Consider the following 12,300-nt stretch of genomic DNA (forward strand, 5'->3'; position numbering starts at 1 on the left):
TAGGGTTCACCCATGGCCTACCCCGACGACCTGCTGAGCTCCGGCGAGCACGTCGTGATCCACAAGCACCCCCACTGGAAGATGCTGATCTTCCCGGTGTTCTGGCTGCTGGTGGTGGTCGCGCTCGGCACCTACCTGGCAGGCCTCGTCTCGGACCTGTCGTGGGCCGCGATCGCGTGGATCGTGCTCGCCGTCATCGGCGTGGTGCTGTTCCTGTGGCTGACCGTCGCACCGCTGATGCGCTGGCGCACCACGCACTTCATCATCACGTCGGACCGCGTGATGTACCGCGAGGGCGTGTTCAAGCGCACAGGCCTCGACATCCCTTTGGCCCGTGTGAACAGCGTCCGCTTCGAGCACAGTCTGGTGGACCGCTTCCTCGGTTGCGGCACCCTGATCATCGAGTCGGCCTCGGACGAGCCGCTCGAGTTCGACGACATCCCGTCCGTGGAGAAGGTGCACACCATGCTGTACCGAGAGGTCAACGACAACCCCGAGGACGACTTCCGGCCGGGAGTCGTCGATGGGCGCGCGTGAGGTCGGCCTGCCGGACGTGGTGGGTGCCGCAGGGCTGCCCTCGCGGGTGACCATCTGGGAGGTCGGGGCCCGGGACGGGCTGCAGAACGAGTCCGTCGTGGTGCCGGTGTCGGTGAAGCTGGAGTTCCTGGCACGGCTGGCTTCTGCCGGACTGTCCGTCTTGGAGGCCACGTCCTTCGTGCATCCCAAGTGGGTGCCTCAGCTGGCTGATGCCGCTGAGTTGCTGGCCGGGTTGGATCGGCGGGCTGGGGTTGTTTATCCCGTGCTGGTGCCGAACGAGCGTGGGTTGGATCGGGCGCTTGAGGCCGGGGTGTCGCACATTGCGATCTTTGCCTCGGCCACTGAGACCTTTGCTGCGCGGAACCTGAATCGGACGTTGGAGTCGCAGTTCGAGATGTTCGAGCCTGTTGTGGCTCGGGCGTTGGCGGCTGGGGTGTCTGTTCGTGGGTACGTGTCGATGTGTTTTGGGGACCCGTGGGAGGGGGCTGTTCCGCAGTCGCAGGTTGTGGCGGTGGGGGAGCGGTTGCTGGGGATGGGGTGTTCGCAGCTTTCGCTCGGGGACACGATCGGGGTTGCGACGCCTGGGCAGGTTGAGGCTTTGCTGGCCGGGTTCTCGGATGTTTCTCGGTTGGCTGTTCATTTTCATGACACTTATGGGCAGGCGTTGTCGAACACCCTTGCTGCTTTGCGGTGTGGGGTGACCACTGTGGACTCTTCCGCTGGTGGGCTGGGTGGGTGTCCGTATGCGGAGTCCGCTACTGGGAACCTTGCCACTGAGGATCTTGTGTGGATGTTGGACGGGTTGGGGGTTGAGACCGGGGTCGATTTGGATGCCCTGGTTGCTACCTCGGTTTGGATGGCTGAGCAGTTGGGGCGGCCCAGTCCTTCTCGGGTGGTTCGGGCGTTGTCCAAGTAGTTGCGCCGGTTTGTTGGGGTGGTCGGGTTGTGTGCGGCCTGTCACCTGGCGTGCTTCCCCTGGGGCTCTGCCCCAGACCCCGGCAATCTGAGATGGGGGCCTGCGCCGTTCGTGGGTTGATGGCACGCCTGTTGCGTTGGGCGGCTGCGCGTTGGTTTGTCGGGTGCGGTCGGCGGTGGGGTCCCATCACGAGCCGCACCAAGAGCGGGCCACACCTGAGGGGTGAGGTCAAGTCGACGAAAAGCGTGTCGACTTGACCTCACCCCTCAGGTGCAGCAAGAGCTATGGCGCGACTCGTGATGGGACCCCACCGCCCAAGCCTCTTGGTAAGGACGGCTCGCCTGCGGCTTCGCACCGATCAGGCGGCTCGCCTTCGGCGTCGCACTGATCGTGCGGCTCGCCTGCCCGCCCGCTTGCCGTCAGCCCCGTGCGGTGAACATGCCTGTCGCGATGAACCGGTACACCAGCTCGTCGCCTCGCCGGGCCGTTCCCTCGAACTCCACCAGCCCGAGGTCCGGCCGCTTCTTGGAGAGGCGGGCGCTGAGCACCTCGGCGGCGAAGGTCAGGGTGTCGCCGGGGTATACCGGGGCCAGCCAGGAGAGTTCGCGGCCCCCCGGTGAGCCCTGGGAGGTGGAGTCGGCGAGGACCTCGTCCACCCAGCGGCGCATCCAGAGGGAGGCGGTGTACCAGCCGGAGGCGGACAAACCGCCGAAAATCGAGTTCTTGCCCGCCTGCTCGTCCAGGTGGAACGGTTGCGGGTCGAACTTCTTCGCGAAGTCCAGCATGTCGTCCCTGTCGACGGTGAGCTCGCCGAGCGGGATGATGCGGCCTGCGGGTAGATCCTCGAAGGCGATCACGTCGTCGATTCTAGTAACTGAATCCGCTGGGAACCGATCTATGGGCAACGGCGTCCTAGAGCCCGAGCCCAGGGCTATGCGTGTGAGGGGGACTCGGTGGACGACCACCGTGCGCAGGTCGATGAGCTGCTCGCCGACTACCGGCGCAGCCGCGAGCAGTTGGTGTCGGTTCAGCGCGAGCTCGCTGCCGTGTCCGGGCAGGCCTCCAGTCCGGACGGGATGGTCACCGCGACCGTCGGTGCGGGCGGGAAGCTGACTGGGCTCGAGCTCTCGGAGCTGGCCTATCGGAGGCATCGGCCCGAGCAGTTGGCCGAGGTGATCGTGCGGACGGTTGCCGCTGCTGCCGCGAGTGCGGCTGAGGACACCTATCAGACGTTGAGCGCTGTGTTGCCGGCTGCGACGGATCCCGCCGCGGTGGTGGCGGGCACTGCCGACCTGCGGCCTGACGAGTACGTGGTGGGCGACGACACCGAGACCGTTGATCTGGGGCACCAGCCCGTTCGGCGGCGGGTGGACGACGACGAGGACAACGAGCAACGGGAGAGCTGGCTCGACTCCGAGCTCATCGACAGGAGGGTCCGATGACCGGGTACTCGGCCGACCTCGAGCGGTTGGACGCCGGGGCGCGCGAGCTCAAGGGATTTGCCGGGCAGGCGACCGAGATCGCGGGGGCGCTCGAGCGGGCGCTGGCCGGGTTCGGGGTCTGCTGGGGGGACGACGCCGTCGGGCGGAGTTTCGCGGCCTCGCACGAGAAGCCCGCCGGTGATGCGAGCGGGGCGCTGGCCGGGCTCGCGTCGACGTTGGGGGACGTGGGCGACCGGCTCGCCTCCACGGCGGCGACGTATCGCCACGTCGAGGAGAGCAACGCTTCCGGGATGAGAAGGTTGGACGGCTGACATGGGCATCGAGCTTCCCGCCGAACTCGCCGCCGTCGCGGCCAAGGCCGGTGTCACGTGGCCCAAGGCCGACGAGGACGCCATGCGTTCCAGCGCCGTCGCGTGGCGCGAGGCGGGCGAAAAGATCAAGAGTCTCGGGACCACGTCCGACGGTGCTGCCGGGCGTGCCCTGGGTGGTGTCACCGGCGCTACCGGTGATGCCGCTCGCGGGCGCTGGTCGAAGGTCGTGGGCCCCGACGGCGACTTCCACCGCGCTGCCCGCGGGTGCCACGCCGCCGCGGACCGGCTCGACCACGCCGCCAAGCAGGTCGGCGCCGCGAAGGTCGAGATCGTCCGCGAGCTCGTGACGCTCGCCAAGAACGACGACGCCGCGAAGGCCTCGGCGAGTGCCGGCAACCCCAACGCGCTGCTCGGCCTCGACACGCTGACGAAGGGCGCCGCGGCCAACGTCGCGAACCTCCAGAACACGCTGACGTCCGCGATCCGGCTCGACAGCGGCATCGACATGAGCCAGAGCTCGCAGCCCGTCAACACCGCACCCGGCGCCCACGGCCCCGGTGGCAACGGCGGTGGCGGGCTGCTCGGCCTCGTCGGTGACGTGGTGGCACCCGTGGCGGGCGCTGTCGCTCCCGTCGTCGCCCCCGTCGCCGCCGTGGTCGCGCCGGTGACCGAAACCGTGGCGCCGGTCGTCGGTGCCGTGACCGCTCCGGTCGCGCCCGTCGTCGGTGCCGTGACGGCGCCTCTCGCGCCCGTTGTCGGTGCCGTGACCGAGGTTGCCGCGCCGGTGCTCGACGCCGCCGCGCCCGTCACCGCGCCTGTGGCGGCCGCGGTGCAGCCGGTGGTCCACGCGGTCCCCGGTGCCCACGAGACCATCGGTCCGGTGCTCGACGGCCGGGGCGACGGCGAGGGCCCCGGTCAAGGTCAGGGACAGGGCCGCGGCGAGACCAAGGGCGGCGCGCTGCCCGGGCTCGTGGCCGACGTGGGCAACGCGGCCGGGCACGTCGTCGCGCCCGTCGCGCAGCCGGTGGCCGACGTGATCCCGAGCGTTCACGGCAGCCTCGGCCCGATCGCCGAAGGCACGACCCAGGCTTCCGCCGCCGTGCTCGACCCGACGCTGGTGCGCGGCGACGTGCCCGGCCAGGCTTCCTCCACGCCCCAGGCCGCGGCGCCCGCCGCCCCGGCCGCCGCTCCCGCGGGTCCCGCGGCGGGCGGTGCTCCGGCCGCAGGCCCGATCGGTGGTGCCGTGGGTGCTGTCGGCGGTGCCGTGGGTGGTGCTGTCGGTGGTGTTCCGGCGGCGGCCTCCCCGGCCGGTGCCGTCGCGGGCCAGGCCGGTGCCGTGGCAGCGGGCCAGCAGGGACAGGCGGGCCAGCAGGGCCAAGCCGCCCAGCAGGCGCAGCAGGCCGCCAAGTCGGCGGACGCGAAGGCCGCCGACGCCAAGGCAGCCGAGCTCAAGGCCGGCGAGGCGAAGGCCGGAGAACTCAAGTCGGGCGAGGCCAAGGCCGGTCCGCAGGCGGCTGCCAAGACCGGCGGTGTGCCGAGCCAGGTGATGAGCGGCCAGCTCACCCAGTTCGGTGGTCAGGCCACCACCACCCAGCCCGGTCAGGTGCAGAGCCAGACCCAGGGCGGCACGCAGCCCGCCTCCCACGGCCAGGTGGCCGCGAAGGACGCCGCGGCCAAGGACCTGGCGAAGGATCTCGCCGCACTGCACGACGGCGAAGTCACGACCGTGGACGAACGCGGTGAGCGCCAGGTCGGCGACACCATCGCGAGCCCGTCCGCGCCCGGCGCCGACGTCGACCTCGGCGCGGGCACCTCGGGGCCGGTGGCGACCACCGACCTCACCTCGCACCCGGTCTCGCACGCCCTGAGCGACCGCCTCGAGAGCCGCGAGCCGCAGGCGCAGAGCCTGGGACTCGCCGGCGAGGTCCTCGGCCACACCTACACCGCCGCGGCGGCGGGAAGCTGGTTCATGGCCGTCTTCCTGAGTGCGGGACGGGCTCCGCGGCTGGCCCCGAAGCCGGCCCGTCAGCTCCCCCCGCCCCCGCAGGCGGAGGCGGAGGAGGTCCCGAGGTTCGCGCCGGACGACCACCCGCAGGCGATCGACATCTCGTCCCCGAAGCCGGTGCCGCACTCCGAGGGCCTCGGCAAGGATCACCCGATCGTGCAAGAGCTCCTGCAGGGTCACGACCCGCTCGCGGGCATGCACGAACGCGACTGGGAAGGCCTGTTCCAGCACGAGGACGGCACTCCGCGCTGGCCGCTCGAACGCGAGGGCGGCTACGAGGAGAGCCAGGCCGAGGTCGTCGAGGAGGGCACCGAGCTCGACAGGTTCGGCACCCCCGAGGGCCGCGTGCTGAGCGCGGCGGGCACGCCGTTCGCCCAGCGCTCCCTGCCTCCTCAGGCGGCGGGCGAGGGCTACCGGCGGTACCGGGTCACGAAGGACCTGCCCGTCCACCGCACGATCAGCGCGCCCTGGTTCGGCCAGCCCGGTGGGGCGAGCCGCTACCGCACCACCTACCCCGTCGCGGACCTCGTCGCGCTCGGCTACCTCACGGAGATCACCCCATGAACGTCGAGTCGCTGCCCGAGTGGCTGAACAGGATCGGCGTGCCGGACGACGTCGTCAGCATCGGCGAGGAGACGGAGGGGCGCTGGTGCCTCCTCGCCGACGAGACCGGGTACGAGGTGTTCTGGCAGGAGCAGGGCAACCGCTACGACTGGGCCCGGTTCGACGACGAGAGCGTGGCGTGCCACTACCTCTTCGGCCGTCTCGCCTGGGCCCAGGTCGCGCGCGGAAGTCTCAGCGTGCCAACAGCTTGAGCGCTTCCTCGTGCAGGTGGCCGTTCGACGTCAGCACACTGCCGCCGTCGTAGCGCTCCTCGCCCTCGAGCGAGGTGAAACGGCCACCTGCCTCGGTCACCAGGACCTGGAACGGGGCGATGTCCCACGGGTTCGCCACGCACTCGGGCGCCAGGTCGATCGCGCCCTCGGCGACCAGGCAGTGCTGGTAGAAGTCGCCGAACGCACGGCTCTCCCAGGTCGCGTCCACCAAACGCAGATACGCCTCGCGCGAGTGGTACTTGACCCACGACTTGATGTCCGTTGTGGACACGTAGGCGTCCTCGAGAGAACGCACTCCTGACACGGAGATCGCGCGCTCACCGGAGGCGTCCGACGCGAACGCGCCCCCACCGGCAGCGGCCCACCAGCGGCGGCCCAGCGCGGGTGACGACACGACGCCCACGACCGGAACGCCGTCCTCGACCAGGGCGATCAGCGTCGCCCAGATCGGCACGCCGCGCAGGAAGTTCTTCGTGCCGTCGATCGGGTCGAGCACCCAGACGCGCGCCGCGTCCAGCGTGCCGCCGCGCTCCTCGCCCATGATGACGTCGTCCGGGCGTTCGGAGGAGAGCACCGAACGGATCGCGTCCTCCACCGCGACGTCGGCATCGGTGACGGGCGTGCGGTCCGGTTTGCGCTCCACCGCGAGGTCGTGGGCGCGGAACCGGGTCGCGGTGATCGCGTCGGCGGCGTCGGCGAGGCGGAGGGCGAGTTCGAGATCAGCATCGTGGCGTGACACGCGGCGATCGTTCCACGAATACGCTGGGCCCCGTGAGCGTGGTGTTGCTGGCCGAGGACGACCCGGCCATCGCTGAACCGCTCTCCCGCGCGTTGACGCGGGAGGGTTATTCGGTGCAGGTCGTCGGTGACGGGCCGAGTGCGTTCGAAGCAGCCATCACCGGGGGCATCGACCTCCTGGTGCTGGACCTCGGCCTGCCGGGCATGGACGGGCTGGAGGTGTGCCGCCGGCTGCGGCAGAGCGGCAGGAGCGTGCCGGTGCTGATGCTCACCGCACGTGCCGACGAGGTCGACTTCGTCGTCGGGCTCGACGCGGGCGCGGACGACTACGTCGCGAAGCCGTTCCGGCTGGCCGAGCTGATGGCCCGCATCCGCGCACTGCTGCGCCGCCGGGCACCGGGAACGCTGGAGGTCAACGGCGTGCGCGTCGACCTGGCCGCCCGCCGCGTCACGGTCGACGGCGGTGAGATCCAGCTCGCGAACAAGGAGTTCGAGCTGCTCAAGGTGCTGATCCAGCGCGCCGGGCAGGTCGTGAGCCGCGACGAGATCCTGTCCGAGGTCTGGAACGACCCGGACCTGAAGGGCAGCAAGACGCTCGACATGCACATGTCGTGGCTGCGCCGCAAGCTCAGCGACGGCACCCCGAACTCCGCCGAGAAGCGCATCGCGACCGTGCGCGGCCGCGGTTTCCGCTTCAACGCCGACTGATGCGCCGCCGGATCCTGCGGGCGATCCTGCTCGCCGTCGCCGTCACGGGTTTCGTGCTCGGCCTGCCGCTCGGCTACTCGGCGCTGACGCTCGTCGAGGACACCGCCCGCGGCGACCTGAACGAGAGCGCCCAGCGCATCGCGACGAGGCTCGACGACCAGCTCGCCAAGCAGCAGAGCCTCGACATCGAGGAGGTGCGGGTCGCCATACCGACCGACGGCCGCCTGACGGTCGTGTCGGGAGGCGTCACCAAGGTCACCGGTCCCTCACCGGGCGACGAGCCGCTGACCGTCGAACTGCCGATCGCCCAGGCCGGCACGGTTCGCCTGGAGATCCCCTCCGGCCCCATGCACACCACGCAGTACCAGGTCACGGGCCTGGTGCTGCTCCTGCTCGCGGTCTCCGTCGGCACCGGGACGATCGTCGCCCTGGTGACCGCGCAAACGCTTGCCAAACCGCTCGGCTTCGTGGCCGCACGAGCCGCCCGCCTGGGCGCCGGCGACTTCCGGGCCGAGGAGCAGCGCTACAACATCCAGGAGCTGGACGCGGTCTCCGACGCCCTCGACACCTCGGCGACGGCTCTGGCGAGGCTCGTCCAGCGCGAGCGCGAACTGGTCGGTGACGTCTCCCACCAGCTCCGCAGCCGCCTCACGGCCCTCCAGCTGCGGCTGGAAGCCCTCGCAGAGCACCCGGAACCCGACACGGCCGCCGAAGCCCGCGCGGCGCTGGAACAGGCGGAACGCCTCGCCGCCGTGCTGGACGAGCTCCTCGCCGCCGCCCGCGCGGCCAGGGCCGTCGGTGCCGAACCGCTGGAGCTGCGGCCCGCGCTGACCGCCATCGCCGACGAGTGGCGCGAACAGGTCAAGAGCCAGGGCAGGGCGTTGCGCGTCCGCGTCCCGGAGGGACTGCTGGCCCGCGCCACGCCCGCACGCCTGCGCGAGGCCATCGGGGTGCTGCTGGACAACGCCCTGCGGCACGGTGAGGGCTCCGTCGTCGTCTCCGCCCGCGGGGAGGACGGCACGGTCGTCGTCGAGGTCAGCGACGGTGGCTCGGGAGTGCCGGACGACCTCGCGGCGCACATCTTCGAACGCGGCGTCTCCGGCGGTGGCTCGACCGGTGTGGGGCTGGCGCTCGCCAGGGCCCTGGTCGACGCGGACGGCGGCAGGCTGGAGCTGTCCACGGCGAGGCCGGCGACGTTCGCGGTGTTCCTGCCGGTGCCGAAGGCGCAGGACGTGGTGGGCATCCCGTGGAAGGCGCCCAGCACGCCCCGCTGAGGGCTACGAGTGGCCGAGTTCCTTCTCGTCCTCGATCGACCGCTTGGCGCCGCGGACGTTCTCCTCGGGGAACACCCAGTTCTTGTAGCCGTACCAGCGGAAGGCCATCGCGACGAGCGTGCCGACGATCTGCGCGCTCAGGAAGTCCGAGACTTCCTCGGTGAGTCGCGACACATGCGGTTCCTGCAGGTGGAACGCGTACCGCGCGATGTAGAGCGGAGCCGAGTTCAGGACGATGCCGATGCCGTTGACCAGGAAGAACAGCAGCGCCTCGTGGTGACGCTCACGGCCACCGCGGGTGCGGAACGACCACTCCCGGTTCAGGATGTACGACACGATCGTGGCGACGAGGGTCGCGATGATCTTCGCGGTGACCGGGTTGTTCGGCAGCACCACGGTCTTGATCGTGAAGAACAGGACCGTGTCGATCACGAAGCAGGTGCCCCCTACCAGGGCGAACTTGACCAGCTCACGATGCTTCAGCGCGATCGACCGAATCGGTTCCGGGAACCGGGAGATCACTGTTTCGCCTAGGGACACGGGGCGAGTCTACGGAGATCGGGTGAACGCGCCGGTCAGGCCGGGCGTCGGCGTCGGGGAACACCCAGCGGCGCATCGCCCAGAACTTGAAGCCGGTGGCGAGCAGCATGCCGATGATCGAACCGGAGACGAAGTCCGCGGCTTCCTCGGTCAGCACCGAGACGAACGGGGCCTGCAGGCCGAACAGGTGCCGCGACAGCCACAGCGGCAGGATGTTGATGCCCACGCCCAGGCCGCTGACCAGGAAGAACAACGCGGCTTCGTGGTGGCGTTCGCGGCCGCCGCGGGTGTGGAACGACCACTCGCGGGACAGCACGTACGAGGCGATGATCGCCACCAGCACGCCGATGACCTTCGCCGTGACGACCTTGTCGGTCAGCACGGTGAGCTTGAGCGCGTACCAGACGCCGTTGTCGATGAGGAACGTCGTGCCGCCGACCAGGGCGAACCTGATCATCTCGCGGTGCTTGTGCAGCAAGAACTGGAGTGGTTCCGGCAGCCGGCTCATGGCGCGGCGAACGACTGGCAGCACCGCGCCAGCTTACGGATCAAGGTCACGGCAGCTGCCGCCGGGTGTTACGTTCCGCCACGCAAAGGTACGTGACCTGCACGTTCAGTGACGATCAAAGATCAACTTTCGATCAACTCCGCGGCGGTTCGCAGTCCGGCCAGCCGATGATGCCGCCGATCAGCCCCGGCAGCAGGCCGTGCGGCGGTTCGCACGGTTCCGACCTCGTGGGCGGCGGCGTCGACGGCGGCAGCGTCTCGGACGGGACCGGCAGCGAAGGCACCGCGGGCACCGTCGGCACGGTGTTCGACGGCGAGGTCACCGTAGGTTCCGTCGGCTGCGTGGGCTTGGTCGGTTCCGTCGGAACGGTGACGGTCGGCGTGCCCGGTTCGGTCGGCTTCGTGGGGTCGGTCGGTCGCGTCGGCTGGGTGGTCGTGGTCGTCGGCGGGACCGTCGTGCTCGTCGGCGGGTTCGGCGGTTCCTCGCCGGGCCACTCCGGCCAGGCCCTGATCGGCACGGTCACGGACTTCGTCGCGTTGCCCAGCGCGGCGGTGACGGTGATGTTGCCGCCGCGGTGCCCGAACGCCCACAGGGACATCCGGAACCGGCCACCCTTGTCCAGGTCGGTGACGCAGCGCAGCGTCGTCCGCCCCGTCTGGGTGCACTCGCGGTACGGCGTGTAGAGGACGAGGTTCTCCGACGTCGACACGTCCAGCTTCAACGTGCCCGCGCGCGGACCCGTGTTGCGCACCTCGACGTCCGCGCGCGGGTCCCAGAAGACCTGCTCCTGCCACGTCTTCACGGACAGTTCGAGGTCGTCGTTCACCGGCGGCACGTTGACCGCGACGCTGACGTCGACCGAGATCGCCGTGCCCGCGCTGATGATGCCGGTGATCGTGCCGGGCACGGCGGAGTCGGTCGCCCGCAGCAGGAAGTGGAACGTCGCCCGCCCGCCGGGCGCGATGGCCTGCGGCGTCACGCACGTGATCGTGCCGGTGCCGGCGGGGCAGTTCACGGTCTGGTCGGCGGAGCCGCCGTCGGGCTGCAGCAGGCGTGCGCCGCCGAACGAGGCCGGGCCGCCTGCCGACACCACGCCGGGAGGCAGGTTCAGCACCATGCTCGCGGGCGGCGCGGGCGTGCCACCCGTGTTCAGGACGGTGATCGGGAAGTCCTTGGGCTCCTCGCCCGGCGTCAGCGTGTACCCGCTCGGCGTGGTCGGCGTGAGCGACGGTGGCGCCGGGGCGGGCGGTTCGGGGGCCGGGGGTTCGGGAGCGGGGGGCTCCGGAGCGGGCGGCGGCGCGGGCACCGGTGCGGGCGGGGGCTCCGAGGTCACCGGCGGTTCCGTCGTGGGGGCCGGGGTGGTGGGCGCGGGCGGAACGGGTGCGGGCGGCACCGGTCGCGGCGGCTGCACCTGGGTCTGCGAGGGGGGCGGCTGGATGGCCTGGACGACGGGCACCTGCTGTTCGCCGACACCCGAGGCCAGCGCGACCACCACGGCCGCGGCGACGGCGGCGGCGGAACCACCGACCGTGACGAGCTGGCGGGGGATCGCGGCACCGACGGCGCCCGCGCCACCCGCGGCCGCGCCGGCACCGACGACGGCGGTCGTGGTCCCGGCGGCCACCAGGTACGTCGTGGCGCCGATGCCCAGCACCAGCGGGGCGACGAAGATCCGCAGCGCGCCGTTGACGTCCGCGAGCTCGGCGGCCAGCGCACGGCACCGCCCGCACTCGTCGAGGTGCGTCTCGACCTGCGTCGCCTCGCGCTTGGACAGGCCCGCGCGGGTCCAGGCGCCGAGCCGGTCGACGGTCGCCTTGCAGCGCTCCGCCTCCGTGTCGGCCAGGTGCATCTGCAGGTACTGCTGCTTGAGGCCCTCACGGGCGCGGTAGGCGAGCGCGGACACGCCGTTGGCCGTCAGCCCGAGCAGCGGGGCGACCTCGGCGGGCGACTGGCCCTCGATCTCGGTGTGCCACAGCACCATCTGCCAGCGCTCGGGCAGCGCGGCGAACGCGCGGGCGGCCATGGACTTCTCCAGCCCGGCCACGGCGGTGTCGCTGAACTGCACCGCGGGTGCGACGTCGGTCATGTCCTCGGTGAGGTCGACCCTCTTGTCGCGACGCGTCTTGTCGTACGCGGTGTGGCGCAGGGCCGTCAGCAGGTAGGCGCGGAACGCCGAGTCCGGGCCGCGACCGGCACGCAGCGTGTCCAGAACTTTGGAGAACGCCTCGGAGACGAGGTCGTCGGCCTCCGCCTGGGAACGGGCCAGTTGGCGGGCGAGGTTGTAGGCCGCCGAGACGTGGCGTTCGTACAACTGGCCGTAGGCGTCGATGGTCCCGCCACGAACGGACTCGATGAGTTCCGCGTCGCTGGGTCCCTGGACGTCTGCAGGAACGATAGCCACGGTCTTCGTTTCCCTCCCTCGCGGCACTCAGTGTGACTTACGGCGTGTGGGGGAGTCATCTGAATCCCCCGCGCGGGTTGCGTC

13 protein-coding genes are annotated in these 12,300 nt (G+C 70.9%); 8 read left to right on the forward strand and 5 right to left on the reverse strand.

Translation table 11 applies throughout. The features are described from left to right. Nucleotides 1–12: 12 nt before the first annotated feature. Nucleotides 13–537, forward strand: coding sequence for a PH domain-containing protein (locus IE307_RS40000; RefSeq protein ID WP_191304694.1), 525 nt, complete (start codon nucleotides 13–15; stop codon nucleotides 535–537). Then, the gene (locus tag IE307_RS40005) at nucleotides 524–1,453 is read left to right on the forward strand and encodes a hydroxymethylglutaryl-CoA lyase (RefSeq protein ID WP_191304695.1); all 930 of its coding nucleotides are present in this window, start codon (nucleotides 524–526) and stop codon (nucleotides 1,451–1,453) included. The genes IE307_RS40000 and IE307_RS40005 overlap by 14 nt, the downstream gene beginning before the upstream one ends. 419 nt (nucleotides 1,454–1,872) lie before the next feature. Here IE307_RS40005 and IE307_RS40010 read toward each other — a convergent pair whose 3' ends face one another. Further along, nucleotides 1,873–2,310, reverse strand: coding sequence for a MaoC family dehydratase (locus IE307_RS40010; protein ID WP_229905533.1), 438 nt, complete (start codon nucleotides 2,308–2,310; stop codon nucleotides 1,873–1,875). Nucleotides 2,311–2,406: 96 nt separating this feature from the next. On the opposite strand from IE307_RS40010, the gene IE307_RS40015 reads away from it, so the two are divergent. From IE307_RS40015 to IE307_RS40030, 4 genes are read left to right on the forward strand one after another with little or no spacing between them, the layout of a single operon-like run. Continuing rightward, nucleotides 2,407–2,895: a YbaB/EbfC family nucleoid-associated protein gene (locus IE307_RS40015; protein ID WP_191304696.1), complete on the forward strand. Its 489-nt coding sequence runs from the start codon at nucleotides 2,407–2,409 to the stop codon at nucleotides 2,893–2,895. Beyond that, nucleotides 2,892–3,206, forward strand: a complete 315-nt coding sequence (locus IE307_RS40020) for a WXG100 family type VII secretion target (RefSeq protein ID WP_191304697.1) — start codon at nucleotides 2,892–2,894, stop codon at nucleotides 3,204–3,206. Before IE307_RS40015 ends, IE307_RS40020 begins: the two co-directional genes overlap by 4 nt. A 1-nt stretch (nucleotide 3,207) precedes the next feature. After that, entirely contained in the window at nucleotides 3,208–5,775 is a 2,568-nt protein-coding gene (locus tag IE307_RS40025; RefSeq protein WP_191304698.1) for a TNT domain-containing protein, read from the forward strand. Continuing rightward, nucleotides 5,772–6,026 (forward strand): hypothetical protein, encoded by a 255-nt coding sequence (locus IE307_RS40030; protein WP_191304699.1) that lies wholly within the window; start codon nucleotides 5,772–5,774, stop codon nucleotides 6,024–6,026. Before IE307_RS40025 ends, IE307_RS40030 begins: the two co-directional genes overlap by 4 nt. On the opposite strand, the gene hisN is transcribed toward IE307_RS40030, so the two are convergent. Continuing rightward, nucleotides 6,007–6,786, reverse strand: coding sequence for a histidinol-phosphatase (gene hisN, locus IE307_RS40035; protein WP_191304700.1), 780 nt, complete (start codon nucleotides 6,784–6,786; stop codon nucleotides 6,007–6,009). The genes IE307_RS40030 and hisN overlap by 20 nt on opposite strands. 32 nt (nucleotides 6,787–6,818) lie before the next feature. On the opposite strand from hisN, the gene IE307_RS40040 reads away from it, so the two are divergent. After that, on the forward strand, nucleotides 6,819–7,493 hold the full coding sequence (locus IE307_RS40040) for a response regulator transcription factor (RefSeq protein WP_191304701.1): 675 nt from the start codon (nucleotides 6,819–6,821) through the stop codon (nucleotides 7,491–7,493). Then, nucleotides 7,493–8,767: an ATP-binding protein gene (locus tag IE307_RS40045; RefSeq protein WP_191304702.1), complete on the forward strand. Its 1,275-nt coding sequence runs from the start codon at nucleotides 7,493–7,495 to the stop codon at nucleotides 8,765–8,767. Before IE307_RS40040 ends, IE307_RS40045 begins: the two co-directional genes overlap by 1 nt. A gap of 3 nt (nucleotides 8,768–8,770) precedes the next feature. Here IE307_RS40045 and IE307_RS40050 read toward each other — a convergent pair whose 3' ends face one another. The 3 genes from IE307_RS40050 to IE307_RS47365 all read right to left on the reverse strand — a co-directional run bounded on the left by IE307_RS40050 (nucleotide 8,771) and on the right by IE307_RS47365 (nucleotide 12,216). Continuing rightward, nucleotides 8,771–9,307, reverse strand: a complete 537-nt coding sequence (locus tag IE307_RS40050) for a GtrA family protein (protein WP_191304703.1) — start codon at nucleotides 9,305–9,307, stop codon at nucleotides 8,771–8,773. Then, on the reverse strand, nucleotides 9,237–9,836 hold the full coding sequence (locus IE307_RS40055) for a GtrA family protein (protein WP_373306079.1): 600 nt from the start codon (nucleotides 9,834–9,836) through the stop codon (nucleotides 9,237–9,239). Before IE307_RS40055 ends, IE307_RS40050 begins: the two co-directional genes overlap by 71 nt. Nucleotides 9,837–9,948: 112 nt before the next feature. Continuing rightward, nucleotides 9,949–12,216 carry a sigma-70 family RNA polymerase sigma factor gene (locus tag IE307_RS47365; RefSeq protein ID WP_191304704.1) on the reverse strand — a complete coding sequence of 756 codons (2,268 nt, stop codon included), beginning with the start codon at nucleotides 12,214–12,216 and terminating at the stop codon, nucleotides 9,949–9,951. Nucleotides 12,217–12,300 lie beyond the last annotated feature (84 nt).

Origin of the sequence: Lentzea cavernae (assembly GCF_014653695.1) — a bacterium.
GTDB lineage: Bacteria > Actinomycetota > Actinomycetes > Mycobacteriales > Pseudonocardiaceae > Lentzea > Lentzea cavernae.